Origin of the sequence: uncultured Phascolarctobacterium sp., from assembly GCF_934190775.1 — a bacterium.
Classification (GTDB): Bacteria; Bacillota; Negativicutes; order Acidaminococcales; family Acidaminococcaceae; genus Phascolarctobacterium_A.
Genome location: NZ_CAKPTG010000005.1, coordinates 37346 through 61859, shown reverse-complemented (window position 1 = coordinate 61859; position 24514 = coordinate 37346). Strand labels below are relative to the sequence as shown.

The 24514-nt window shown below is 50.8% G+C and carries 24 protein-coding genes; all 24 read left to right on the top strand.

The window, feature by feature from the left end; all coding sequences use genetic code 11:
* Positions 1 to 64 precede the first annotated feature (64 nt).
* The 24 genes from pstC to Q0G26_RS03960 all read left to right on the top strand — a co-directional run bounded on the left by pstC (position 65) and on the right by Q0G26_RS03960 (position 24383).
* A complete protein-coding gene (gene pstC, locus Q0G26_RS04075) occupies positions 65 to 970 on the top strand; it encodes a phosphate ABC transporter permease subunit PstC (RefSeq protein ID WP_293828846.1) in 906 nt (301 codons plus the stop codon).
* The gene (gene pstA, locus Q0G26_RS04070; RefSeq protein ID WP_293828844.1) at positions 967 to 1851 is read left to right on the top strand and encodes a phosphate ABC transporter permease PstA; all 885 of its coding nucleotides are present in this window, start codon (positions 967 to 969) and stop codon (positions 1849 to 1851) included. The genes pstC and pstA overlap by 4 nt, the downstream gene beginning before the upstream one ends.
* Positions 1848 to 2615, top strand: a complete 768-nt coding sequence (gene pstB / locus Q0G26_RS04065; protein ID WP_293828841.1) for a phosphate ABC transporter ATP-binding protein PstB — start codon at positions 1848 to 1850, stop codon at positions 2613 to 2615. The genes pstA and pstB overlap by 4 nt, the downstream gene beginning before the upstream one ends.
* 189 nt (positions 2616 to 2804) lie before the next feature.
* Positions 2805 to 3452 carry a phosphate signaling complex protein PhoU gene (gene phoU / locus Q0G26_RS04060; RefSeq protein WP_293828839.1) on the top strand — a complete coding sequence of 216 codons (648 nt, stop codon included), beginning with the start codon at positions 2805 to 2807 and terminating at the stop codon, positions 3450 to 3452.
* Positions 3453 to 3719: 267 nt separating this feature from the next.
* Positions 3720 to 4424, top strand: a complete 705-nt coding sequence (locus Q0G26_RS04055) for a class I SAM-dependent methyltransferase (RefSeq protein ID WP_293828836.1) — start codon at positions 3720 to 3722, stop codon at positions 4422 to 4424.
* Entirely contained in the window at positions 4399 to 5187 is a 789-nt protein-coding gene (locus Q0G26_RS04050) for a Nif3-like dinuclear metal center hexameric protein (protein ID WP_293828834.1), read from the top strand. The genes Q0G26_RS04055 and Q0G26_RS04050 overlap by 26 nt, the downstream gene beginning before the upstream one ends.
* 18 nt (positions 5188 to 5205) lie before the next feature.
* Positions 5206 to 6132 carry an HD domain-containing protein gene (locus Q0G26_RS04045; RefSeq protein ID WP_293828832.1) on the top strand — a complete coding sequence of 309 codons (927 nt, stop codon included), beginning with the start codon at positions 5206 to 5208 and terminating at the stop codon, positions 6130 to 6132.
* A 41-nt stretch (positions 6133 to 6173) separates the two neighbouring features.
* On the top strand, positions 6174 to 6863 hold the full coding sequence (locus Q0G26_RS04040; protein ID WP_293828830.1) for a SprT family zinc-dependent metalloprotease: 690 nt from the start codon (positions 6174 to 6176) through the stop codon (positions 6861 to 6863).
* 210 nt (positions 6864 to 7073) lie between these two features.
* Positions 7074 to 7778 carry a response regulator transcription factor gene (locus Q0G26_RS04035; RefSeq protein ID WP_366517731.1) on the top strand — a complete coding sequence of 235 codons (705 nt, stop codon included), beginning with the start codon at positions 7074 to 7076 and terminating at the stop codon, positions 7776 to 7778.
* A gap of 42 nt (positions 7779 to 7820) precedes the next feature.
* The gene (locus Q0G26_RS04030) at positions 7821 to 9329 is read left to right on the top strand and encodes a HAMP domain-containing sensor histidine kinase (protein WP_293828826.1); all 1509 of its coding nucleotides are present in this window, start codon (positions 7821 to 7823) and stop codon (positions 9327 to 9329) included.
* Positions 9326 to 9844, top strand: coding sequence for a YqeG family HAD IIIA-type phosphatase (locus tag Q0G26_RS04025; protein WP_021719567.1), 519 nt, complete (start codon positions 9326 to 9328; stop codon positions 9842 to 9844). The genes Q0G26_RS04030 and Q0G26_RS04025 overlap by 4 nt, the downstream gene beginning before the upstream one ends.
* Positions 9841 to 10620: a carbon-nitrogen family hydrolase gene (locus Q0G26_RS04020; RefSeq protein ID WP_293828824.1), complete on the top strand. Its 780-nt coding sequence runs from the start codon at positions 9841 to 9843 to the stop codon at positions 10618 to 10620. Before Q0G26_RS04025 ends, Q0G26_RS04020 begins: the two co-directional genes overlap by 4 nt.
* On the top strand, positions 10620 to 11675 hold the full coding sequence (locus tag Q0G26_RS04015; RefSeq protein WP_293828823.1) for a M15 family metallopeptidase: 1056 nt from the start codon (positions 10620 to 10622) through the stop codon (positions 11673 to 11675). Before Q0G26_RS04020 ends, Q0G26_RS04015 begins: the two co-directional genes overlap by 1 nt.
* Positions 11676 to 12049: 374 nt before the next feature.
* Entirely contained in the window at positions 12050 to 12391 is a 342-nt protein-coding gene (locus tag Q0G26_RS04010; protein WP_293828821.1) for a YlbF family regulator, read from the top strand.
* Complete coding sequence (gene murB / locus Q0G26_RS04005; protein WP_293828818.1) at positions 12391 to 13293, top strand: UDP-N-acetylmuramate dehydrogenase; 903 nt, start codon at positions 12391 to 12393, stop codon at positions 13291 to 13293. The genes Q0G26_RS04010 and murB overlap by 1 nt, the downstream gene beginning before the upstream one ends.
* 296 nt (positions 13294 to 13589) lie before the next feature.
* The gene (locus Q0G26_RS04000) at positions 13590 to 13988 is read left to right on the top strand and encodes a hypothetical protein (protein WP_293828816.1); all 399 of its coding nucleotides are present in this window, start codon (positions 13590 to 13592) and stop codon (positions 13986 to 13988) included.
* A 9-nt stretch (positions 13989 to 13997) separates the two neighbouring features.
* A complete protein-coding gene (locus tag Q0G26_RS03995; RefSeq protein ID WP_293828814.1) occupies positions 13998 to 14807 on the top strand; it encodes a nitroreductase family protein in 810 nt (269 codons plus the stop codon).
* A gap of 203 nt (positions 14808 to 15010) precedes the next feature.
* A complete protein-coding gene (locus Q0G26_RS03990; protein ID WP_293828812.1) occupies positions 15011 to 15844 on the top strand; it encodes an ABC transporter ATP-binding protein in 834 nt (277 codons plus the stop codon).
* Between the two features lie 7 nt (positions 15845 to 15851).
* Positions 15852 to 17513, top strand: a complete 1662-nt coding sequence (locus tag Q0G26_RS03985) for a hypothetical protein (protein WP_293828810.1) — start codon at positions 15852 to 15854, stop codon at positions 17511 to 17513.
* A 2-nt stretch (positions 17514 to 17515) separates the two neighbouring features.
* Positions 17516 to 19165 (top strand): ABC transporter ATP-binding protein, encoded by a 1650-nt coding sequence (locus Q0G26_RS03980; RefSeq protein WP_293828808.1) that lies wholly within the window; start codon positions 17516 to 17518, stop codon positions 19163 to 19165.
* Entirely contained in the window at positions 19134 to 20009 is an 876-nt protein-coding gene (locus Q0G26_RS03975) for an energy-coupling factor transporter transmembrane component T (protein WP_293828806.1), read from the top strand. Before Q0G26_RS03980 ends, Q0G26_RS03975 begins: the two co-directional genes overlap by 32 nt.
* Positions 20006 to 21415: a PQQ-binding-like beta-propeller repeat protein gene (locus Q0G26_RS03970; protein WP_293828803.1), complete on the top strand. Its 1410-nt coding sequence runs from the start codon at positions 20006 to 20008 to the stop codon at positions 21413 to 21415. Before Q0G26_RS03975 ends, Q0G26_RS03970 begins: the two co-directional genes overlap by 4 nt.
* Positions 21416 to 23131 (top strand): ABC transporter ATP-binding protein, encoded by a 1716-nt coding sequence (locus tag Q0G26_RS03965; protein ID WP_293828801.1) that lies wholly within the window; start codon positions 21416 to 21418, stop codon positions 23129 to 23131.
* Between the two features lie 118 nt (positions 23132 to 23249).
* Complete coding sequence (locus tag Q0G26_RS03960; protein ID WP_293828799.1) at positions 23250 to 24383, top strand: AAA family ATPase; 1134 nt, start codon at positions 23250 to 23252, stop codon at positions 24381 to 24383.
* Positions 24384 to 24514: the final 131 nt, after the last annotated feature.

The window sequence follows — 24514 nt, the reverse complement described above, 5'->3', positions numbered from 1 at the left end:
TTGCATAGCCTTTAGCTTTAAAAAGACAAATATATTCACGAGTTACATCAGAGGAGAATAGTTTATGCAACAGGTTACAACAAATGCTTATAGGCAGGATGCGTTGTGGCGATATATTATTACCGGCTGCGGTCTGGCGCTTATTGTTTTGACCATAGCTATTGGTGCTTTTTTATGCTACAAGGGCTTAGGCACATTCACTACATATAATCACAGCATCAGCGAGTTTCTTTTTTCAGCAGATTGGGAGCCGAGTGACAGTGCTGAGGGCGGCGGCAGTGTTGGCGCAGCCATCTTCATCTTCGGTTCTGTTATTACCTGCGCGTTGGCGCTGGCGATTGCTACACCGTTCAGCCTGGCAACCGCAATTTTTATGACGGAGATTTCGCCGGAGCTGGGCAAGCGCTTTGTCCAACCGGCTGTGGAAATTTTTGTCGGCATTCCTTCCGTAGTTTACGGCTGGATCGGCCTGACAATTTTGGTACCGCTGATTAAAAACATTTTTAACCTGCGCTTCGGCTTTTCCGTGCTGGCGGCAGGCATTGTGCTGGCGGTGATGATTTTCCCGACTATCACCAGTCTGGCAGCAGATGCACTGCGCAGCATCCCTAAAAGCTACCGCGCTGCTTCCTATGGCTTGGGCGCAACGCGTTGGCAGACTATTGCCAAGGTGGTAGTGCCTGCGGCAGCCACCGGTCTGATGACGGCAGTAATCCTGGGCCTGGCGCGTGCCTTCGGCGAAGCGCTGGCTGTAGCGATGGTTATCGGCAAGATGCGCGCCTTTCCGAGCTCGCTGCTTGCTCCGACCAACAATCTGACGGCGGCGATTGCGGCAGATATGGGCGGTGCAATGGAGGGCAGTGAATACAACATTGCCTTGTGGACGATGGCGTTGCTGCTGTTTATCATCTCCCTTGCCTGCATCTTTGCCATCCACTTTTTAACTGCTAAAGGAGGGAAGCAGGCATGAACGACGGTATAGCGCGTGCAAAGTTTATTGATAAGCTGATGACAGCGGTGTTTTATTGCGTAGCAGGCTTCTTTATCCTGTTGCTCGTAGCCTTTGCTCTGTATGTTATCATCAACGGCTTCAAGGATTTCAGCTGGAGCCTGATATCCTTTGAGGGCAGCGGCATCGGTAATTTGTTCTTCAATACTATTTATCTGGTTTTCCTGTCGCTGCTTGTGAGCGTTCCTCTGGGTGTCGCTGCCGGCATCTATATGGCCGAATATGCTAAGCAGGGCAAGTTTACTAAGTTCCTGCGCATGTGTATCGAAACGATGTCCTCACTGCCTTCGATTGTTGTCGGTTTGTTCGGTTACCTGGTATTTATCGTAATGACCGGCTCGCAGTGGAACCTGTTCAGCGGTGCGCTGGCAGTTTCTATCCTCAGCATTCCGCTGATTATGACGGTCACGGAGGATGCCTTCAAATCACTGCCGCAGGGCTATAAGCGTGGCAGCCTGGCCATGGGCGCAACGCTGTGGCAGACTATTTACAAGGTGCTGCTGCCGGCGTGCCTGCCGCGTATTATGACGGGTGTGATTCTGGCTGCTGGCCGTGGCTTCGGTGAAGCGGCAGCGCTGCTGTATACCGCAGGCATGAGCACGGATATAAACTGGAACAGCTGGAACCTGCTGTCGCCGACCTGCCCGCTGAACCCCTTCCGTCCGGGCGAAACGCTGGCGCTGCACATCTGGGCATCGCGTACCGAGGCGTTGGCTGCGAATGCGGCGCAGATGGCCAACCTTTCTTCAGCAATATTAATGCTGCTGGTGCTGTCCTTTAGCCTGGGCGCACGTTACCTGAGCACTTATTTAGACACAAAAACCGGAGGTAGCAGAAAATGACAAATGATAACGCTGCAACTAAATTTTTAGTGCAGGATCTGGATTTGTATTACGGCCAATTCCAAGCGTTGAAAAAAATAAATCTTGATATTAAGGAAAAGGAGATTAGCGCGCTTATCGGCCCTTCCGGCTGCGGCAAATCCACCTTTTTAAAGACACTGAACAGAATGAACGACCTGGAGGAGGGTGTGCGCATTGAAGGCAGCATTGCGCTGGATGGCAAGGATATTTTTGCGGAGATTGACCCCATCAGCCTGCGTCACCGTGTAGGTATGGTCTTCCAACAGCCTAACCCCTTCCCGAAAAGCATTTATGATAACGTTGCTTACGGTCCGCGTATCCATGGCGTGACGAAAAAGAGCGAGCTGGACGAGATTGTGGAGCGCAGTCTGCGTCAGGCTGCCATTTGGGATGAGCTGAAGGACAGACTGAGCAAGAGTGCATTGGGCCTGAGCGGCGGCCAGCAGCAGCGCTTGTGTATTGCGCGTACCCTGGCCGTGCAGCCGGAGGTTATCCTCATGGACGAGCCTACCAGTGCGCTGGACCCGATTTCTACGATGAAGATTGAGGATTTGGCTCTGGAGCTGAAAAAGGATTACACCATTGTTATTGTTACGCATAATATGCAGCAGGCTGCACGTATTTCTGACAAAACAGCCTTCTTCCTTTTGGGCGAGCTGATTGAGTTCAACGAAACGAAGCAGCTGTTTGCTAATCCGTCTAATCCTAAGACAGAAGAGTATATTACCGGCAGATTCGGTTGATGCAAGGAGAGGCACGTAAATGCGACACGGAAAGGCTCTCCTGGGGGACAAAGTAAGGTATACTGTCGAAATGCTAATAAGTGCAGTCCCCTCTCAGTCGCCCTGTGGGCGCCAGCTCCCCCCAAAGGGGAGCCTCTCATGTATCGCTGCTTACCTTGCATTTAAATTTGTTGAGAAAGGAATAATAAAATGACACGTAATAAATTCAACGAGGAGCTGAAGCAGCTGCTCAACAGTGTGCGCGTGATGGGTGTAAATCTGGAGGATACCCTGGACAAGGTTATTGCCAACCTGGAGCAGAAGGATGCAGCTTTAGCGCAGCAGATAATCAGCGACGATGATAATTTTGACAACAGTGAAGTAAATATCGAAAAGCAATGCCTGGAGCTGGTGCTTACACAAACTCCGGTAGCAACAGACTGGCGCGAGATTGCCAGCTGCCTGAAGCTGGTGGGCGATATGGAGCGCATTGCCGACCATTGCAGCGACATCAGCCAATACACCTTGAAGCTGATTGAAAAGGAGCCTGTGCCGCTGCCAGATAACTTTATGGCTATGCTGCAGGTTATGCGCCAGATGGTGTACGACAGCATCAGCGCAATCAGCGAAAATGATTTGGAGCTGGCCAATAAGGTTATTGCTACCGATGATGAGGTAGACAATTATTTTGCCGAAATGCGTCAGCATCTGACTACTGTTATGCAGCAAAAACCGCAATATGTACCCCAATATGTTGACTATCTGATGATTGCCAAATATGTGGAGCGCATTGCCGACCATTCCACAAATATCGCCCAATGGGTAATGTTTGTGGTAAAGAACGAACTGAAAAACTGAGCTTTGAATGCCAATCACGGCCTCTGCAGAAATGCGGGGGCTTTTGTTTATGTTACGGTTGTTGCGGCGTTAGCGGGCCGCGTCATTTGGCAGACTGGTTTTCTATATTCGTTGATTTGTGTTATAATATAACATTAGAGTATTTGCGGACAGGGCAGCGTCATGTGTTATTATAGGCACTGGCATTATGCATAGACATATGCTGCAGGCTGCACTTGTCACGATTGAAAAGGATAATATCTTTAGAGCAGTTTCAGGAGGGACGCAATGCATATTGACAGACGATTAGAAACTATTGCCAACCTGGTGCCGCAGGGCTGTGTGCTGGCGGACATCGGTACAGACCACGCGTATTTGCCGGTTTGGCTGCTGGAAAAGCAAAGAATTTCCCGGGCAATTGCCGGTGATATTGCCGCAGGCCCCTGCCAGGCTGCGCGCACTACCGTGGCGCAGTTTGGCCAGCATGAGCATGTAGATGTGCGCCAGGGCAGCGGCCTGAAGGTGCTGAGCCCCGGTGAAGCAGACTGCATTGCTATTGCCGGCATGGGCGCTTCTACCATTATCAGCATTCTGGAGGACGATATGGAGGTAGCACAGAGCGCAGAGCTTTTGGTGCTGCAGCCAATGGCAGGCGCTGCATCACTGCGCGCGTGGCTGTGCAGCCACGGCTGGCAGCTGGCTGCCGAGGAGCTGGTGGAGGATGCTCCGCATTTTTACGAGATTATCGCCGCTAAGCGCGGCTCTGCGCCTGCTTACAGTGCGGCAGAGTGCGTTGTAGGACCGCTGCTGCTCGCACAGAAGCACCCGCTGCTGGGTAAACAGCTGGCACGCCAGCTTGCTAGTTGCAGACAGCTGCTGGAGAACATGGGACGCAGCGAGCGCGCACGCGCGAGCGAAAAGTATAAGGAAATCGAAGCGTTGAAAGCAGAACTGGAGGTGCTGCAAAATGGCAAGTGTAGTGACAGTAAATGATATCATCAACCTGCTGGAGGAGATGGCGCCGCCGGAGCTGGCAGAATCCTGGGATAACGTCGGCCTGATGCTGGGCAGGCGCCATAAGCCTGTGCGCAAGCTGCTTCTGGCGCTGGATATGACACAAGAAACGGTGACGCAGGCCTTGACGAAAAAGGCTGATATGCTGATTACGCATCATCCGGCAATTTTTCACAAGCTGGGCAATATGACGGACGCTGACTGGCAGCAGAAGCTTTTGCTGCAGCTGGCAGAAAATGGTGTTGCTGTTTACAGCGCGCATACGAACCTGGACTGCGTGGCGAATGGTGTCAACAGCGTGCTTGCCAAAAGATTGCGTTTGCTGGAGCCTGACGTACTGGATACAGTAAGCGGACTGGGACGCATTGGCGAGCTGGAAAAGCCGGCTAAGCTGCAGGATTTTGCACTCTTTGTCAAAAAGGCTTTGCAGGCTGATTATCTTACCATAGGCGATGCGGGATGCAAGGTTAAGCGTGTTGCCGTCTGTGGCGGTGCCGGTGCCGATTTGATCGGGCTGGCGTTGGCGCAGGGGGCGGACACGCTGGTGACGGGTGATGTGAAGTACCATGAGGCACAGCAGGCTGTTTTCAGCGGTCTGAACATTATCGATGCAGGCCATCAGCCGACGGAGCTGCCAGTGCTGGACGATTTGGCTGACAGATTATCGTTGCGCTTTACGGAAAAGCATTGGGACGTGGCAATTCAGGTAGCACGCGAAACACTGCTGCTGAAGCATATATAGAAAACAGGTGATGAAAAAATGATTAAGGATTTTAAGGCCGGCACTAAGGTATGCCAGGCAGTTTTAGTAAGAGTACAGAAGGTAGGTAATTCCTCTAACGGCGGTGTATTTGCCCGTGGTATGCTGGAGGATAACAGCGGACGCATTGCTTTTATCTGCTTTGATGCAGTGCTGGTAGACAAGCTGCGTGAGCTGGAGGGACCGACAGCCTTTATGATGGGCGGCAACGTCGACATCAACAAATTTAATAACGATATGTCGCTGCAGGTGATTGTGCAGCGTCTGGAAAACCTGCTGCCGCAGGACGATATCAGCAATTTGCTGCCACAGGGTGATTTTGATGTAGAGGCTTATAAAACTAAGCTGACAAATTATATCAAGGCAGTGCGTACTCCGGGATTACGTATGCTGCTGGAGACTATCTTCAGCGGTGCTACCTATGAGCGCTTTGTGACCAATCCCGCAGGCATGCGCATGCATCATGCTTATCTGGGCGGCCTGCTGCAGCATTCTATTGATGTTACCGGCCTGGCAGTGGCCATGGCGGAGCAGATTGAGGGCGTAGACAAGGACCTTGTTATTGCTGGCGCTCTGCTGCACGATATCGGCAAAATCCGTGAGATTTCTGCGGAAATAGGCTTTCCTTATACCAGTGAAGGCCGTTTGCTCGGACACATTACCATGAGCTGCATGATGGTGCAGGAGGCAGCGGCTAAGCTGCGTCTGCCTGCGTCTCGTCTGGAGCAGCTGCAGCACATTCTGCTGGCGCACCATGGCGATAACGAAAAGGGTTCGCCGGTAGCCTGCGCTACGCGTGAAGCCTTTGTGGTACATTACGCTGACGAAATCAACGCTGTAATGAACCAGTTTGATGTGCATGAGGGCAAGAGTGCCTGGGAGTTCAACCGCATGCTGGGACGCAATATCCTGGTAGACAAGCTGTGAGCAGCAAAATAATACGCCAAACAGCGTTGAAGCTGCACGGTATGACGATAAACTTACAGTTTAAGCTGGTCAAAAATATTACGCTGCGTATCAAAGAGAATGGCGGCATCTTTCTTACTGCTCCTGTAGGGATGAGCGTAAGCGAGGTACAGCAATTCCTGGAGAGCAAGGAGCAGTGGCTGCGCCAAAAGCTGCAGCTGGTGCTGCAGGCGCAGCAAAAGCAGGAGAAGAAGTACAGCATGGGCGAGCTGCCCTTTGACGGGCAGCATGTGTGGCTGTGGGGCAAGCGTTTGCCGGCGCGCTTTTTGCTAAGCGGCAAAAAGCACGGTACCTATGAGGTGGAGGACGAAGCTGTCTGCTTTTATTACCGCAGTGAGCTGAGCGAGGAAGCCCGGTGTGCTTTTGTGGAATTCTTCTATAAGCAGGAAGTGCTCTACAAGGGGGCGCAGCTGATGGCAGTCTGGGCGAAGAAAATGGGCGTGCAGCCCACTGGTCTCAAGGTGCATCGCATGAAAACGCGCTGGGGCTCCTGCAACGTGCGCACGGGCAGTATCAATTTGAATACGCTGCTGGCCTGCTGGCCCGAGGAGTGTCTGGAATACATCGTGGTGCATGAGCTGGCACATTTACAGGAGGCTAATCATTCACCACGCTTCCATGCGATTGTCGAACGCTATTTGCCCGAGTGGCGTGAGCGCAAAAAGCTTCTGGAAGACTTTAAGCCTGTTTAATACTGCTTCAAGCATAAGGTATAAGCATTTTCTGTGATAAATAAAGCATTTTGCTTTGTATTGATGATAAAAACAGTATATATATGTAAATCTTTTGTGAAAGCATACTAAGAAAGCAAGTATTTGTGCTATAATTATAGTAACATCTTGTAGGACTCTGTCATTTGCTGTGATAAATAAATGACATGAGTCAGTTTGAAGGCAGGAGTGATGATTATGGCAAAACAGAAAATATTAATTGCTGATGATGAGGCGCAGATTCGCGAGATTTTGCGCATATATTTTGAGAAGGAAGGCTTTGAGGTTATTGAAGCTGAAGATGGTGCTGCCGCAATTTTGAAGGTGCAGTCCGAAAAGCCGGATATTTTGCTGCTGGATATTATGATGCCCGTCCTCGATGGCATTGAGGTTTGCAAGCAGGTACGCAAGATGTCGGACCTGCCGATTATCATGGTTACCGCTAAGGACGATGATGATGACCGCATCGCCGGCCTGGAAATCGGCGCTGATGACTATATCACCAAGCCGTTTAATTCGCGTGAGGTTGTGGCCCGCGTGAAGGCTGTGCTGCGTCGTGCAGGCACCCAGGAGAAGAAGGGCGAGGTATCGCGCATCACTTATCCTGGTCTGATTATCGATATGGACCAATATCAGGTAACAGCCTTCGGCAACAAAATGACCTTTACAACTAAGGAAATGGAGCTTTTGTGGTGCCTGGCATCTAACCCTGGCAAGGCCTTTAGCCGCAACCAGCTGCTGGAAACCATCTGGGGCTATTCCTATTATGGTGATACCCGTACTGTTGATACGCATATCAAGCGCATCAGACAGAAGCTGAACATTCCGCCTGATTCCAAATGGGATATTACGACTATCTGGGGTGTAGGCTACAAATTTGAGCTAAAGGACAACTAAATTATGAAAAAATCCCTAAGCACACGCTTGATGTATAGTTTTATGACTATCATAATTATCGTCGTTGTGGGGATTACAGCAGGCATATCGTACCTGATTGCTGACTACTTTTTCCAGATTAAGGAGCAGGAGCTGGCCGAAAAGGGAGATGAGATGGGGGAAACGATTGAAGCCTTCATCCGTCTGCAGGACCGCGATATGCTTTACCGATATATTTTAGCTGTAGATAAGCTGGTTGGCGCACGCATCTGGCTGTTTGATGATAATTACGAGCTTTTGGCGGCCTCTAGTTTTGAGTCCGTTAAGGAGACCGGAGAAAATGCCAATATGAAGGAATTTCTCAGGTATGGCGCACCCTCCAGGCAGGTATTGCAGGAGAGCGTCAGAAAACTGGATCAGGATATGAAGAGCAGTAATTTATCGTATCGCATTAAGGTGATACTAAATGATGTTTATGCCGGGAAGTCCTTCAAATCGCAGATTTATCATCCGTATTACAAGGAGCAGGTGATCCTGGTTGGTGTTCCTTATACCTTTGGTAACGGGCACACAGGCGCTATTTTGATGATTGAGCCCTTGAGCGGTTTCGAAAAATTCTTGCGAAATGTTTACATTTATATTATGATTGTAGGTATCATTGCCATTATTTTCAGTTTGTTTTTGGTTAAGCGTCTGTCAGGCCTCATTATCCGGCCGGTGCTGGATATGAAGGACAATGCGCAGGCGATGGCTTCGGGAGATTATTCCCGCAGGCTGGAGGTGCATGGTGATGATGAAATTGCCGAGCTGGGGAATGCGCTCAATTCTTTAGGCAAGGATTTGGGTGATTACATTGCCAAGATGGAGCGGACGGAAAAAATCCGCCGTGATTTTGTGGCTAATGTATCGCATGAGCTGCGGACGCCGATTACAATTATCCGTGGCTACAATGAGGCAATCTGTGACGGTATGGTAACGGATACTGATCTGATTCAGCGTTACCGTGGCCTGATAAATGAAGAAACAGTCCGCCTGGAGCGCATGGTACGCGAGCTGCTGGATATCAGCAGACTGGAGTCCAGCGACCCGCTGACTGTAAGCAACATGGATGAGCTGCCGCTGGCCGGTATCATCCGTAATGTCGCCGAAAAATTATCGGTGCGCTGCGTGAAGAATAATGTTACAATTAGTGTTCATGCCGACGATAATATCAAAATTTTGGGCGATGGAGACCAAATGGTACAGTTAATTATGATTTTGTGCGATAATGCCTTGAAATATTCGCCAGAAAATGGTACTGTATCAGTAGGTGCGAATAAGCTTGACGATGGTAGCGTGCTTGTAACAGTTGCTGACCAGGGCAAGGGCATCCCGGAGGAGGATATTCCGTTTATCTGGGAACGCTTTTACAAGGTGGAAAAATCGCATTGCCGCAGTGTTCCGGGAACGGGACTGGGGCTTGCTATTGCCAAAGAAATTATTCGCGTACACGGCGCCAGTGCCGAGGTTATCAGCAAATGTGGTTCTGGTACCACGTTTGAAATAAAATTTCCAAAGGATAAGGTAGTATGATTTTAAAGTATGTTTGCCCCGATTACAGAGTAAAAAGTTTATTTGACATTTCCGCAAAATGGCTGAAGCGCAATGGCTACACCAAAATTGTTGTTGATATTGACAATACCTTGCTGCCGCGCGACAAGAACCTGGTAGGCCCTCGTGCTATGACCTGGATTCGTCAGCTGCATCAGATGGGTATCAATGTGGCATTGATTTCCAATAATGGTGGTGACCGCATTAAGGGTATCACCCGTCAGACTGGTCTTGGCACCATTATGCGTGCCGCTAAGCCTTTGCCTATGGCTTACAAGCAGATTACTAAAGCTATGGGCGGCGGTAAGATTCTTTTTATCGGTGATCAGCTGTTGACCGACGTTTTAGGCGCTAAGGTTGCCGGTCATCCTGTAGTCTTTGTTGAATCCTTAGGCGGTAAGGAGCATTTTATTACCCGTTGCACCCGCAAGCTGGAGAAATTCTTCCTTGGTCGTCTGAACAGCAATAATATGATGCCTAAGGAGCGCGTATTATGAAAATAGCCCTGCTGCAGCTGGAGGTTCTGGAAAAGAATAAGGCGGCCAATGTGGCCCATGGTCTGCAGCTGGCAGCGGATGCTGCCAAGGAGCATGATTTACTGGTGCTGCCCGAGGTGTGGACAACAGGCTATAGCCTGGGACACCTGGAGCAGGATGCTGAACCGCAGGCTTCGCCTGTGCTGGCGCAGCTAGCGGAGCTGGCGCGCAGCGAGCAGTGCGCAATCCTCGCAGGCTCAGTGCCGATGCGTCATGCTGATGGCAAGGTTTATAATACCTCTGCGGCTATTGATAAGAATGGTGAAATTGTTAATCTTTATGATAAGGTGCATCTTTTTGGCCTTTTCAATGAGGGTGATTTCTTTGCTCCCGGCAATAATTTCAATGCCTTTACATTAGACGGTCTGTGCTGCGGCTCGACTATCTGTTACGATTTACGTTTCCCCGAGCTTTTCCGTCACCTGGCTTTGCAGGGGGCACAGCTCATTTTCTGCCCGGCTGAGTGGCCTGAAGCGCGGGGAGATATCTGGCGCTTGCTGGCACAGGCACGTGCTGCCGAAAACCACACCTTTGTGGTAGCGGTAAATTGTGCGGGCAGCTTTAAGGGTGCGCCGTTTTACGGTCATTCGATGGTGGTTGCGCCCAGCGGCAGGATTCTTGCTGAGGCAGGGATGCAGGAGGAGGTTGTTTCCTGCGAAATCGATCTGGCAGATGTTGCGAGAGTACGTAGCAGGCTTAATGCTTTAGCTGATGTACGCAAGGAGCTGATTCAATAGTGAATTATCGAAATTTGCTGGCCGGCCTGGCGGCCGGTCTGCTTTTCTATGTCCAGACGGGAGCGGAGCTTGCTCTGGCTGCTGTACCTAATGATGCGCCGAAGGATATTAAGTATATTCTTGGTTTTTATTATGGCAATGGCGAAAATATTCTTATCCGTGAGAATAATGGCCGTCTGGAGCTGTTATACCGTACTGCGCAGGAGGACAGGTCTTTTGCTGCGGCTAATCTTTATCCGCTGAGCAAGGTGCATTTTGATTCCTATACGCTGCAGGAGTCCGGTCCGATGAGTAATACTGAGGCCAGTGTGCGTTTTGAACGTGACAGTGATGGCTATGGTATTTCGTGTCGCGTTGGTGGTAATACGTACAGCCGTTACTTTTTTGGTACGACGCAGGGGGAAAGGGCGAAGCCTTTCCGTCTGGAGGAGCGCAGTGCTGAGGAATGGGCTAAGCTACGCGAGGAGGCTGCGAAGGCAGCTGTTCCTGCGGCCTTGGCAGCAGGGGAGCAGGCGCAGCTGGTTGATGCTGCTTCTGTTGCCGGTGTGAAGGTTAATTCTGTTTACGCCGGTAGTGATAACCTGTTTGGTGCACCGCTTTATACTACGCCGAAGCTCTTTGTTTCTAAAGAGGCTGCAGCTGCTTTAGGCAAGGTGCAGCAGCGCTTGGCACCTTACGGTTACGGCCTGGTGCTGTGGGATGCGTATCGTCCCTGGTCGGTGAGTAAGCTGGCTAATCTGGCTTTGCCGGAGGGCAAGAAGGATATGCTGGAGGATCCGGAGGTTAAGGGAAGCGTGCATAATACCGGTAATGCTGTTGATGTGGGCTTGTATAGCCTGGAGAGCGGCGAGGAGCTGGATATGGGCTCCGGCTTTGATGAGCCGTCACTGCGACAGTACGCCAGCTATGCTGGCGGTACGTCGCGCGAGCGCTATCTGCGCAGTTTGCTGCGCGAGGAGATGGAGCTGCAGGGATTCAAGGGGATTGAGATGGAGTGGTGGCATTTTGAGTTTGGCGACTGCTCTAAGTTCGCCCATTTGAATGTAAGTAACTAGTAGTAAGGTAACTAGTAATAGCGTCGCAAGCGATATGTCGTTCCGCTCAGAGAAATTTTCCGTCAATCGCTTGCTGGGTTAAGTTTTCCTGAGAGGTTTGCAGAAGCGAGTTGACGGACGCAAATTTCGTGTGGAAGCAAGACGAAACGTGCGGCGCCGATCTTGTTCGAGGGTAACCTTTAGGGTTCGGTTGCCTTGTTTCTGTGTTTCCAGACACTCATTTGCTAAAATTTATATTCGCTGCACGATATATCACTTGCTTGCGTTGGCGTGCTGTAGTGGTTGTATAAGTGTCCCTGTGTTGATGTGTAGTATTTTTCTATGTTTGTTTCTTACGTTAGTGTAAAAATATATTATTAGTGAGGTGTTTAGTTATGAACGTTTATGATAATGCAAATGATCTGGCTAAGGCTATGCGCGAGAGCCACGAGTACAAAAAACTGAAGGAAGCTGCTGTTGTTCTGGAGAAGGATCCGGATACCAAGAAAATGGTTAATGAGTATCTGATGGCTGCTCAGGAGGTTGAGTTTGCTAAGCATCAGGGTAAGACTCCGGATGCTGCTGCTATGGATAAGCTGGAGAAGCTGCAGGGTATTTTGAATCTGAACAGTGATGCTATGCAGTATCTGAATGCGTTGATTCGTTTCCAGATGATGCTGATGGACGTTACTAATACTATTCAGGACGTTGTTAAAGAGGCAATGGGAGATAAATAATGACGTTGCAGGAGATTTTCGCAGGCTGTACTGCTAAGCCTTTGCTGGTGCAGGAGCCGATGGCGAAGCATACATCCTTCCGCATTGGCGGTCCTGCTGACCTGATGGCTATGCCGCAGAGCGAGCAGGAGCTGCAGCAGCTGCTGCAGCGTGCCTGTGAGGCAAAGGTGCCGGTTACGCTGATTGGCAATGGTTCTAACCTGCTGGTGCGCGATAAGGGCATCCGCGGCCTGGTTATCAAGCTGGGCAATATGCTCAATGACGTTGCTGCTGATGGCTGCAACCTGACCTTTGGCAGCGGTGTTTCTTTGGCTGCTGCTTCCCGCAAGGCTGCAGAGCTGGGCCTGAGCGGCATGGAGTTTGCTGTGGGCATTCCCGGAAGCATTGGCGGTGCTGTTTATATGAACGCCGGTGCTTATGATGGCGAGATGGCCAAGGTTGTTACCAGCGTGCGCGTGATGGAGCTTGACGGCACAATCAGCGAGCTGCCTGCTGCAGCTCTTGATTTTGGCTATCGCCATACTGCGCTGCAGGGCAGCGGTAAAATTGTTACTTCGGTGACTGTACGCCTGACTGCAGGCGATAAGCAGGCTATTGCCGATAAGATGGCTGATTTCAGTAACCGCCGCATCACTAAGCAGCCGTTGGAGCTGCCAAGTGCAGGCAGTATGTTCAAGCGTCCTCCCGGATATTTCGCCGGTACGCTGATTGACCAGACCGGTCTGAAGGGCTATACTGTCGGCGGGGCGCAGGTTTCTGAAAAGCATGCCGGTTTTGTGGTGAACATTGGCGGTGCTACAGCGGCAGATGTGCTGCAGCTTATCTGCGATGTGCAGGATAAGGTGTTTGCGGCGCATGGTGTGCATCTTGAGCCGGAGGTTTTGGTTCTCGGCGAAGAATAAACTAGGGGAGAGCGCCTAGAAGACGTCATCTACGTCGTCAGGGCTCCTAGGAGTATAAGGGTATACGCCGTCGTCGCCCTTCCTCGTATCTGACATCTTCTAGGCGCTCTCTAAAGAAAGCGGTGTAAGACGCCTCTCCGTCGCCAGAGCTTTCTAAAGAAAACGCTGTAAGAGTCATAGCTCTTAAATAAAAACAGTGCGTCATCACCCCTTGACGCAGTTGACAGCATTTTATCGCTTTTGGTGTAATACACCGGGATACAGCTTTACGAAAAAGTTTACAGGAGAAGAATATTTTGGAGCAGCAACTTTTAACAGAGCAGGAAATTCACGAGCTTGGCTTGCAGGCTTTCGTTCCCTGGCTGGAAAGTCATAATTTTAAAATTGATTTTATGCAGACTGATATGAATACTGTGCCGCATATTTTTGCCCTGAGTGGCAAAATCCTGACGGTTATCGTCGCAGCGACGGCAATGTACCCGCATAAGGGTGTTGTCGGTGAAGCGGACAAGGCTTATGCTATGCGTGTAGCAACACAGCTTGGCGCTCTTTGCGCTACTGCTTCTATCGGTCTGGTAAATGTAGACGGTCTGCCTGATGACAAAAAGCTCATGGGTACGCCTATGCGCAATGGTCATTATAAGGCAGATTTTAGTGGACTAGAATACATTCACTATACCGATAATGCACTGTGAGGTGACGTTATGGATTTGTTAACAGTTAATCAGGAAAAATGCCTGCGTTGCGGCATTTGCGTAGAATGCTGTCCTTCCTGCATTCTTTCGATGGGTGAAAACGGACCGGAGTGCAATTTTGACCGTGGCTGCATGAGCTGCGGCCAGTGCGTTGCTATCTGCCCCGTAGGTGCCCTGGATAATAAGTATACGCCGCTGGCGGAGCAACGCCCGGTGACGATGCCTTTGCCGACGCCGGAGGTGGCTTATGAATTTTTGCGTATGCGCCGCAGTGTGCGCAACTTTAAGCCGCAGGCACCGACTGACGAAGAGCTTACCCGCATGCTGGATGTGGCACGCTATGCGCCGACTGCCGGCAATTCGCAGGGCTTGTATTACATCGTTATCCGCGATAAGGAGCAGATCCGCGCAATTGCTGATGCTGTTGCCAACTGGATGGAGGACGAGGTTGCGGCAGGCACCGAAAACAAACGTTATTTTCAGGTAGTGCTGCGCGCTTACCGTGAGCGTGGACAGGATATCATCGCGCGTAATGCTCCTTGCCTGATTTTTGCGCTGGCGCGCCGTCTGAATATTACCGGTGTGAGCAACGCAGAGCAAAGCTGGGCTTACGCAGAGCTGTTTGCTCCGACTATTGGCTTGGGTACGACAATTGCCGGCTTTATCCAATCCTGCGGTATTGCAGGCTATCAGCCGCTGCTGGAGCTGGTTGCCGTGCCGCCGAAGCACAAAATTGTAGGCACACTGATGGTTGGCTATCCTAAATATAAATATCAACGGATGCCGGAAAGACAGCATCTGAAGGTTGATTTCCGTTAGTTTATTTAAGCATGAACTATTGCCGTGGTTCATGCTTTTTTATTCTTATATTATTTGCCAAGAAGTTCCTAATTGCATGAGATGCAGGATGTGATTTATTGTAGAGCCTGCATGGGTGTGGTATAATATATAGGATTGAGTAAAGTATAGTATACTTAAATTTATTTGAATTTTATGATGAAGTATGAGCATGAGGTGTATGTATGTCAGAAGCAGTATTGAGTGTTAATCATTTATCTATAGGCTATGGCAGCCGCTGTGTTATCAGCGACGCCAGCTTCACGATCGGCAAGGGCGAGCTCGTGGGTATTATCGGCTGTAACGGTGCCGGCAAGAGTACGCTGTTAAAGACTATCCGCGGTATGCTGCCGAAGCAGAGCGGTGAGGTTTTGTTTTTTGATAAGCCGATGGAGGAATATACTGACAGAGATTTGGCGCGCGAGGTAGCCTATCTGCAGCAGCAGGTAGAGGTTGGCTTTGGCTATACAGGCCAGGATATTGTTATGGCGGGACGCTACCCTTACCTGAAATGGTGGGAACGCGAAAGCGAGGACGACAAGCGTCTGGCGCTGGACTGCATGGAATATACCGGTACGCGTGAGCTGGCGGAAAAGCCGGTGACGGAGGTTTCCGGCGGTCAGAAGCAGCGTATCCTGTTGGCGAAGGTTTTGGCGCAGCAGACGCCGGTGCTGTTCCTCGATGAGCCTACTACCGGTCTGGATATGGTTTACCAGGAGGAAATATTCCGCTTTGCGCGTGAGCTGGCGCTGATGGGCAAGACGGTGCTGATGGTTGTGCATGAGCTGAATCTGGCAGCGAAATACTGCAGCCGTATCCTGCTTTTGGGCGAGGGAAAGCTGTTGGCAGACGATACGCCGGAGCGCGTATTTACGGAAGCTTTGCTTAGCAGAGCATATGCGGCTGATATTGCCGTAAGCCGCAATCCGCTGAACAATAACCTGGAGATTACAACGCGCGTAGATGAGGCCAGCAAAGAGAAGGATGCAGCATTGCTGAAAAAGATTTGCTGCGAATAGGTGAAGTATGAGAATCTTATATATCCTGCTGGCGTTGCTGTGCCTCGCACAGCAGGCCTTTGCAGGCGTGAAGCTGGAGACAGTGTACCCCTACAATCTGGATAAGAGTGCCGCGCATGTAGTGCACGGCGGCAGCACGATGCCTTTATTTATTAATATCAGCAGCTTTGATGTGCCGCATGAGCAGCAGGCGCATCTGCGCGTAATTTTGCCAGAAGGCTTTAAGGCGCTTGCTAATGACAAATGGCGTTTGGGAAGCGCTGACGGCCGCCAGACGGCGGAGGCAGATTGGGTGCTGCCGGCTGATTTCGGACAGAGCTTTGATTTGCTTTATATTCAGCCGCAGGCAGATTTAGCACGTGGCGCAAAGCAGCTGACGGTGGAGGTCAGCGGCGACGGCTGGCATGAGCGCAAGGAGCTGAGCTTCAGTTATGAGCCGGCGGCGGCAGCAGCGGTAGCTGCGGAACCGACGCAGGGGAAGAAGCTGGACCGCAGCAAGTTTAACTGGTATATCCAGAGCGTGACGCTGCCGGTAGATAATTTGGGCAATAAGGATGACCGCGCGGCAGAAGGCGTGGTTTTTATCCGTGATACTACGCTCGAAGGCTTCCGCAACCGCATGACGGGCGACGGTGCGACGAACTGGTCGGCCGTGTTTAACCACCCTGCTACTTTTCTGGTGCTGGATATGCGCAATCCGCAGCGCGATGTACGTCTGCTGAAATTTAAGGCGGAGCTGATTGATAAGAAGACGGGCAAGGTTATGCCTGGTCTTTGCACCGCGGGCAAAAACAATGAGGATTCCGAGCATGGCTGGGCCGGTGAAACCGGCAGCGTTAACGAAACTACGGCGCTGATTTCGCTGGACGGCAAGAAAACTCAGGCCTTTATTATTCCGTTATATGTAGATTATTTTACCGTTCTGGAGGGCGATTACAGTCTGCGTGTGACCGTAAGCGGCAACGGGCAGGAAAAGGTACAGGAGGTTCCGCTGACAATCGCCAAGAAGCATAATCTGGGACTTTTGGCAGTAGGCTTTTCCTTCATCTGCCTGCTGGCAGTGCTGGCCTGCAGCTACAAGCTGAAGGGCTGCATTTACCGCATCGGGGCGCGCGGTGCTATTACGGTGTCGCTTTTTGCGGCGCTGGCCTTTGGTGGTATTACGTTACCGACAACGCTGATCGGTGATTTGCTGCATGTATTCTTAGGGCCTTTCTCCGGTTTGCTTACAGGCATTCTGAGCGGCATGCTGCTGTATTTGCTGGTAGTGGCGCTGTTGGTGCTGTTCCGTGCGCCGGGCGTGCTGACTCTGATGTATTTTGTCAAATATATGCTTTCCGGTCTGATGTTCGGACACTTTACGCCGTTAGGACTGTTGAGCATGTGTGTCAACGTAGCAATTTTGGAAACGCTGCTGTATCTTTCCGGCTTCTACCGCAGGCAGGAGCTGGGCAAGGGTTATATGCTGTTTATCTGCCTGCTGATGGGCGTGGGCGACGCACTTGTCACCTTCGTCAACATGGAGCAGATGATGTTCTTCTATCGTCTGTATTACGCAGACTGGTATTTGGCGCTGTATATGCTGGTCAACGGCCTTGTATATAGCAGCATCGGCGCCTGGCTGGGTGCTAAGACGGGCAGCAAGCTGCAGCAGGTTATGGGGGAATAGAGATGCTGAAAATAGACAATTTATCTTATCGCTATCCCTCAAGGAAGCAATTTACCTTAAAAAATATCAACCTGACGCTGGCAGACGGTGAAATGTTGCTTTTGGCAGGTCGCAGCGGCTGCGGCAAGTCGACGTTGATTAAAGCTATCAGCGGTCTGTTGGGCAGCGAGGAGCGTGGCGAGCTGCAGGGAGCAATTTACCTGCAGGGCGAGGATATCAGCAAATGGCCGCCGGAAAAAACAGGCCAGCTGGTGGGTACTGTGTACCAGTCGCCTGATGACCAGCTTTTTGCGATGACGGTAGCGGATGAGGTTGGCTTTGCGCTGGAAAACCAGGGCGAGGAGCTGGAGGTTATCGCGCGCAAGGTGAGCGAAACGCTGCAGCTGGTAGGCTTGGGCGGTTTTGAGGATTACAGCATCCACAAGCTGAGCGGCGGTCAGAGGCAGCGCTTGGCGTTGGCTTCGATTCTCGTTACCAGGCCGGGACTTTTGATTTTAGATGAGCCTGTCAGCCAGATGAATCCGCAGGGCGTGCAGAGCTTTATGCAGCTTTTGGTGCGCCTCAACCGCGAGGCAGGCATTGCCATTTTGATGATTGAGCATCGTGTAAACGAGCTTTGCAAATATTTTTCGCGTCTGGCAGTAATGCAGGACGGACGTATTGTTTATGACGGTCTTGTTAAAGATGCCTGGAAGGCGATGACAGGGCGCACGGATTTGGGCTTGCGTGAACCGCAGACAGTAAAGCTGTGCCGCGCACTGCAGCTTTCGGAGCTGACGACAGACAAGGAAAAAATAGTGCAGATGCTGCGCAGCGAATGCGAGCCTGCAGCAGCTGCTGAGCAGGCCAAGCCTGCAGGGCAACAGCAGCCTCTTCTTGAAGCGCGCAATTTGTATTACACCTATCCCGGCAGTAAGGAGCCAACGCTGAAGAATTTGCAGTTTACGCTTTATCGGGGGCAGATTACAGCGATTATGGGCTTCAACGGCGCCGGCAAAAGTACGCTGATGAACCTTTTGGGCGGCCTGACACAGACGCAGCAGGGAAGCATGCTGCTGCAGGGAAAACCGGTCGACAAGCAACTGGGAAAAATCGGCTATCTGCGGCAGGAGCCTGATTTGATGCTGCTGGCGGATACGGTGCGCGAGGAGCTGTGCTGGAAGAATCACACGATTACGCAGCAGGAGCTGCAGCAACTCTTAGAGCATATGAATCTGGCGGAATATGCCGATGATTTTCCGCTGGCGCTGAGCAAAGGGCAACGTTTGCGTGTTGTTTTGGGCGCGATGCTGGCGAAGAAGCCGGCGCTGCTGCTTTTGGACGAGCCTACGACAGGACAGGATGAACAGAGTCTGGCGGAAATCCGCCGTTTGCTTTTGGCTTATAAGGAGCAGGGGGGCAGTATCTTCATCTGTACGCATGATATGGAGCTGGCGGCGCAGGTTGCCGACCGCGTAATTGTGCTGTGTGCGGGGCAGATAATTGCCGACGGCACGACAGAAGATGTTTTGAGCAATAAGGAGCTGGTGGAGGCCGGCGGTCTTACTCCGTCAGCGTTGCTGCCGGTGTGCGAGCAGGCGGGGCTTCCTCCCTGCATCACGGTAGAGGGGGTGAAGCGTTATGTCCGTAAGACAACTGTGGGAAGGCACTGATGCTGCCGGTTGGGCGCAGAAGCTTAACGGGCGTACTAAGCTGCTGTTCCTTTTCCTCTTTGCTATTCTGATGATTACCGTAGATAATCCGCGGACACTCTTTATTTTATTTACGTTTACCTTATTACTGCATCTGGCAGCGAAAACTTCCATTTACAAATGGAAGGTGATGGCGATACTGCTGCTCTTGGGTCTGTGGGGCTCCATGTTCAGCCAGGCACTGTTTTTTGCGCAGACGCCGCGTACACCGCTGTTGGTGCTGATTGCTCCGGAGGCAGGCTTCATCGGCCAGCTGACGGGCGGACTTTTCATCTACCGCGAGGGCATTCTGTACGGTGCGGTGCAGGGCTTGCGCAGTGCCAGCATGCTGGCACTGGGACTTTTGGTCTGCTGGACGAGTGACCCGCGGCAGCTGCTGCAGGCATTGCTGGCCTGGCGCCTGCCGCCGCAGATGGCGTTCATGCTGGTGACGGCGATTCGCTTTTTGCCGGTGCTGGCAGCCGAAACAGGTGAGGTCATCACAGCGCTGCAGCTGCGCAGTGACAGCCAGAGCGGACGCACTGCTGTGCTGCGTCATTTGCCGTATATCGCCAAGCCTTTGTTGGCGCGCTGCCTGAGGCGCGCGCAGACGCTTGCACTTTCGGTTGTGAGCCGCGGCTTTTTTGCAGGCGGCGCTGCAAAGCGACGCCAACAATGGGACGCACGCGAAAAGGTAAGCTGCCTGCTGCTGCTTGCAGTAGTGGTGGCAGTTGTTGGCAGTAAAATTATTTACCTGCTGTCGGAGCAGGGCTTCTACTTTGGCGTTTTCCGCCAAATCTATGATTGGACGGTGCTGTATCTATGAATAAGCTTAAAGGCTGGCTGGCACTTGTGCTGCTGCTGCTTTCCTGGTGCGCACTGTACTGGATTACCGGCAGCAGAACGCCATGGAACCAGTTTCATGTTAATAACGACGGCTCCGGCGTGAGCGTCTATCTGGGTGATATCCCGACACAGAATTATGACCGCATGGGCTTTACGAAGGCAGTGGTGCGCTACGCTGCTGAGGAAGAAGGCTGGATTGTCGGAACGGAGCGCGGCGAGCTTTTCCTTTTTGACAACGAAGGAGGTCAGAAATGGAAGCGCTCCCTTGGCATAGGTAAGCTGATTGCACTGTGCCTGACACCGGACGGCAAGCTGGCGATAGTAGGCGAGCAGAGCGCGGAGGGCAGGCTTTACGCCGTTGATGTGCATACAGGCGATATCCGCTGGCAGTATAAGAGTGCTGATTTCGTCGGCTCCGATGCTTCGCAGCGTTCCTATCCTTCTGTGGTGCATATCGCAGTCGATAAGGAAAACAACGTCTATGCCAACGCTTACCGCTTTTTGATGCGCAAGGACGGCAGCAGAGGCTATAATGCCAAAATGCTGGCGGTAAATGAGGAAGGAAAACTGCTGTGGCTGTTCCCCAAGAATGAGATTATCGACAGTTGGATAAACTGGTGCGATGTCAATGATACCAACGGCAGAGCTGTTTTTTCTACCTCGGCCTACGATTACCGCGAGGATATGAAGTATAAGGATACGATGTACTTCCTCGATAAAAAGACCGGCGAGCTGCTTAATTCGACGAAGGTACCGCAGATTCCGCCCTTTGACAACACAGTTATGCGCGGTAGTCCTAACTTCAGTGCGGACGGTAAATATCTGGCAGCTGCTGCCAGTGACGGACGCGGCATGCTGTTTGATGAAGCAGGCAGAACGCTTTGGATGCGTTCCATCTCCAAGCCGCAGGAGGTTGACGGCGCTTATGTCAACGCCAGCGGCCGCGACGGCTTTGTAACACCCTACGGCGTGCTCTTTACCACGATTAACACCTTTAACCGTGAAAACTGGCAATTGCCAACGCCGGTAGAGCATCCGAGCAACAACAGTATTTTTGTATTCAATACAGACGGTACCTTCCGCTATCAGTATATGGCAGACGGTACGATGGAGGAAATAGCCTTCGCCGGCAGGCTGGCGGCCTGCGCGGTGGGGCGCAACGTGCGCACGCACAATTACAAGGCGCATGGGGCGCTGGTGCTGGACCTGGAAACAGGTAAAAAGTACAGCTATTTCCCGACCGAAGGACCTTGCCAGGCGATTGGTATTTCACCTGACGGACAGTGGCTGGCAGGCGTGGAAGCGCCGGCGCTGACTCCCGATGGCAAGATTATAGGTGCTTACCGTTTACATATCTGGAAAAATAACGCAGGAGGAGCAAAGTAAATGTTGCAAAAAATAATTCATTATTATAAGCCCTATAAGCTGATTTTGCTTTTGGTGCTGATGGGCTCATGCTTCTCAGCCTTGATGGAGCTGGTCTTTCCTTATATTGTAAGACAGATGCTCAACGTCGAAATTCCTCAGAAGAATCTTGACGAGCTGTTTTGCTGGGCAGGCATACTGGTAGTACTGTATGTGGTAAACTTTGGCCTGCTTTTTGCTATCAACTATTATGGTCATGTGATGAGCTCCGGCATTGAGAACGATATGCGTCGCGATTTGTTCGGACATATGGAAAAAATGTCCTTCCGCTTTTTTGATAATGCCCGCACAGGACAGCTGCTATCGCGCATTACAAGCGATATCGTGGAAATCAGCGAGCTGACATTTAAAGGACCTAATGACCTGCTGGTCTGCACTATCAGTATGCTGGGTACTATTTTCATGATGCTGTATCTGAATCCGTATCTTGGCTCTATTATCGGTGCTATGCTGATTATTAAGGCGGTGCATTCCGTTTTCGTCAACAGAAAGATGAAGCGTGCCTTCCGCCGCAGCCGTGAAAAATCCGGTGAGGTTTCCGCGCAGGCAGAGGAGGCTCTGAGCGGTATCCGCCTGGTAAAGGCCTTTGCTAATGAACAGCTGGAGCTGGAGCGCTTTATGCGCAAGAGTAATGAGCTTTTGCGTGTGCGTACCGAATCATTTGCGATACTTTCATATTTTTCAGGAACTATTACCTTTTTTACCAACGCAACCAATCTGGTAGTTTTGGTTTGCGGTGGTATGATGGTTGCCAATAACCAGCTGGCGCTTAGTGATTTTGTTGCCTTCTTCCTTTATGTCAACATCTTTATGAAGCCTGTTTTCCGTCTGCTGATGTTTACGGAAATGTACCAGCGCGGTATGGCTGGCTATCACCGCTTTAATGAGATGATGCAGCATAAGGTGGAGATTGACGATGCGCCCGGTGCGATTGCCGCAGGCGAGATCAAGGGCCGCATTACCTTTGAGAATGTAACCTTTGGCTATCTGGAGGATAAGCCGGTGCTGAAGCATTTTGATCTGGACATCGCTCCCGGTGAAAAGGTGGCCTTTGTGGGTGCTACGGGTGCAGGCAAGACGACGCTGGCGAGTCTTTTGTTGCGCTTTTACGAGCCGACGCAGGGCAGAGTGCTGCTTGATGGCGTGGATATCAAAGAATATAAACAGAGCTATCTGCGTAACCATGTCGGCCTGGTGCAGCAGGATGTTTTCCTCTTCAGCGATTCTGTTAACTTTAATATTGCATATGGCAAGATTAAGGCAAGCGAGCAGGAGATTGAGCAGGCTGCCAAGCTGGCGGCGGCAGACGACTTTATCAGCGCGCTGCCTGAAGGCTACGAAACCAAGGTTGGCGAGCGTGGCGTGAAGCTCAGCGGCGGCCAGAAGCAGCGTATTGCTATTGCCCGTGCCTTTTTGAAGAACCCGCCGGTGATGGTGTTTGACGAAGCGACAAGTGCACTTGATACCAAAACGGAAAAGCAGATTCAGAAGTCTTTGGATAAGCTGGCTGAAAGCCGCACGACGCTGATTATCGCACATCGTCTGTCGACGATTATCAATGCTGACAGAATTGTGGTGCTGCATAACGGTGAAATTGCGGAAATCGGCACGCATAAGGAGCTTATGGCCCTTGGCGGCATTTACAAGCGCCTGTATGAGCTGGACGAGCAGGATTAAGGGCGGCTTCGTTTCTGAAAAATACATAACTCGATGCTTATAGTTGCGGTGTACGATAATATAGCTTTGTGCTATAATGCTATATAGGAGATTAGTCAAAACGGAGGAGGTAATGGAAATGGGCTTATTTCTTAATCCTGATAACAGAGCCTTTCAAACGGCGATAGATTCGGAAATTTACGTTGATAAAACCGGGCTCATAGAATTTACCAACAAGGTTTTGGGGACGCAGCAGGCCTTTATCTGTAACAGTCGCCCACGCCGTTTTGGTAAATCAATTACAGCTAATATGCTGGCTGCCTATTATAGCAAGGGCTGCAATTCGCAGGAGCTTTTTGCCGGACTGGCTATCGAAAAAAGTCCTGCGTATCAAAAGCAGCTCAATAAATATGACGTTATCCATTTTGATGTGCAATGGTGCTGCAAGGAGGCAGGCGGTGCAGAAAAGACTGTAGGATTTATTTCGCAGGTGCTTATGGAGGAGCTGCGTGAGGCCTATGGCGCATATATACCGGAAAAGGTGACCAAGGTTTCCAGTGCTTTGGCTTATATCAGCGATGCGACTGGTAATCGTTTTGTGATTATTGTTGATGAATGGGACGTGCTGATTCGTGACGAGAGCACGAATAAAATTGCGCAGGAAGAGTATATTGATTTTTTACGCAACCTTTTTAAGGGCATTGAGCCGACACGCTATATAGCCTTAGCTTTTATGACAGGCATTCTGCCGATAAAAAAATTCAAAACGCAATCTGCGCTGAACAACTTTGATGAATATACTATGCTTGATTCCGGCGTTCTTGCTCCGTATATTGGCTTTACGGAGAGCGAGGTGCGGGGTTTGTGTGAGAAATATCACAAGGATTTTGCGGAGGTAAAGCGTTGGTATGATGGTTATCAGCTTGGCGGCTATCATGTGTATAACCCCAGAGCGGTGGTAGGCGTAATGCTGCGGGGAACCTTTCAGAGCTATTGGTCACAGACTGGCACGTATGAATCCATCATTCCGTTAATTAATATGAATTTTGATGGACTTAAAACGGATATTGTTACCATGCTTTCCGGTGATGCTGTTTTGGTGCGCACTAATTCATATCAAAATGATATGGTGACCTTTAAGAATAAGCATGATGTTATGACGTCGCTGATTCATTTGGGCTATTTGGCATATGAGCAGCAGGAGCAAAAGGCTTATATACCTAACGAAGAGGTTCGCAGTGATTTCCTGTGTGCTATTGAAGAAATAGCTTAGAAGAATTTGCCTATATATAACCAAATAAGCTTATGTATAATGCTGTAGCTGCAGATAGCGGTTGCAGCATTAGCTTTTCTGAAACAAAAAATGCACTTGCTGCTCCGTTTTTTCTGCCAAGCAGGCGCTCT

Coding starts and splice junctions, on each gene's coding strand:
- pstC (WP_293828846.1), top strand. CDS start 65: ATGCAACAGGTTACAACAAATGCTTATAGGCAGGATGCGTTGTGGCGA.
- pstA (WP_293828844.1), top strand. CDS start 967: ATGAACGACGGTATAGCGCGTGCAAAGTTTATTGATAAGCTGATGACA.
- pstB (WP_293828841.1), top strand. CDS start 1,848: ATGACAAATGATAACGCTGCAACTAAATTTTTAGTGCAGGATCTGGAT.
- phoU (WP_293828839.1), top strand. CDS start 2,805: ATGACACGTAATAAATTCAACGAGGAGCTGAAGCAGCTGCTCAACAGT.
- Q0G26_RS04055 (WP_293828836.1), top strand. CDS start 3,720: ATGCATATTGACAGACGATTAGAAACTATTGCCAACCTGGTGCCGCAG.
- Q0G26_RS04050 (WP_293828834.1), top strand. CDS start 4,399: ATGGCAAGTGTAGTGACAGTAAATGATATCATCAACCTGCTGGAGGAG.
- Q0G26_RS04045 (WP_293828832.1), top strand. CDS start 5,206: ATGATTAAGGATTTTAAGGCCGGCACTAAGGTATGCCAGGCAGTTTTA.
- Q0G26_RS04040 (WP_293828830.1), top strand. CDS start 6,174: ATGACGATAAACTTACAGTTTAAGCTGGTCAAAAATATTACGCTGCGT.
- Q0G26_RS04035 (WP_366517731.1), top strand. CDS start 7,074: ATGATTATGGCAAAACAGAAAATATTAATTGCTGATGATGAGGCGCAG.
- Q0G26_RS04030 (WP_293828826.1), top strand. CDS start 7,821: ATGACTATCATAATTATCGTCGTTGTGGGGATTACAGCAGGCATATCG.
- Q0G26_RS04025 (WP_021719567.1), top strand. CDS start 9,326: ATGATTTTAAAGTATGTTTGCCCCGATTACAGAGTAAAAAGTTTATTT.
- Q0G26_RS04020 (WP_293828824.1), top strand. CDS start 9,841: ATGAAAATAGCCCTGCTGCAGCTGGAGGTTCTGGAAAAGAATAAGGCG.
- Q0G26_RS04010 (WP_293828821.1), top strand. CDS start 12,050: ATGAACGTTTATGATAATGCAAATGATCTGGCTAAGGCTATGCGCGAG.
- murB (WP_293828818.1), top strand. CDS start 12,391: ATGACGTTGCAGGAGATTTTCGCAGGCTGTACTGCTAAGCCTTTGCTG.
- Q0G26_RS03995 (WP_293828814.1), top strand. CDS start 13,998: ATGGATTTGTTAACAGTTAATCAGGAAAAATGCCTGCGTTGCGGCATT.
- Q0G26_RS03990 (WP_293828812.1), top strand. CDS start 15,011: ATGTCAGAAGCAGTATTGAGTGTTAATCATTTATCTATAGGCTATGGC.
- Q0G26_RS03985 (WP_293828810.1), top strand. CDS start 15,852: ATGAGAATCTTATATATCCTGCTGGCGTTGCTGTGCCTCGCACAGCAG.
- Q0G26_RS03980 (WP_293828808.1), top strand. CDS start 17,516: ATGCTGAAAATAGACAATTTATCTTATCGCTATCCCTCAAGGAAGCAA.
- Q0G26_RS03975 (WP_293828806.1), top strand. CDS start 19,134: ATGTCCGTAAGACAACTGTGGGAAGGCACTGATGCTGCCGGTTGGGCG.
- Q0G26_RS03970 (WP_293828803.1), top strand. CDS start 20,006: ATGAATAAGCTTAAAGGCTGGCTGGCACTTGTGCTGCTGCTGCTTTCC.
- Q0G26_RS03965 (WP_293828801.1), top strand. CDS start 21,416: ATGTTGCAAAAAATAATTCATTATTATAAGCCCTATAAGCTGATTTTG.
- Q0G26_RS03960 (WP_293828799.1), top strand. CDS start 23,250: ATGGGCTTATTTCTTAATCCTGATAACAGAGCCTTTCAAACGGCGATA.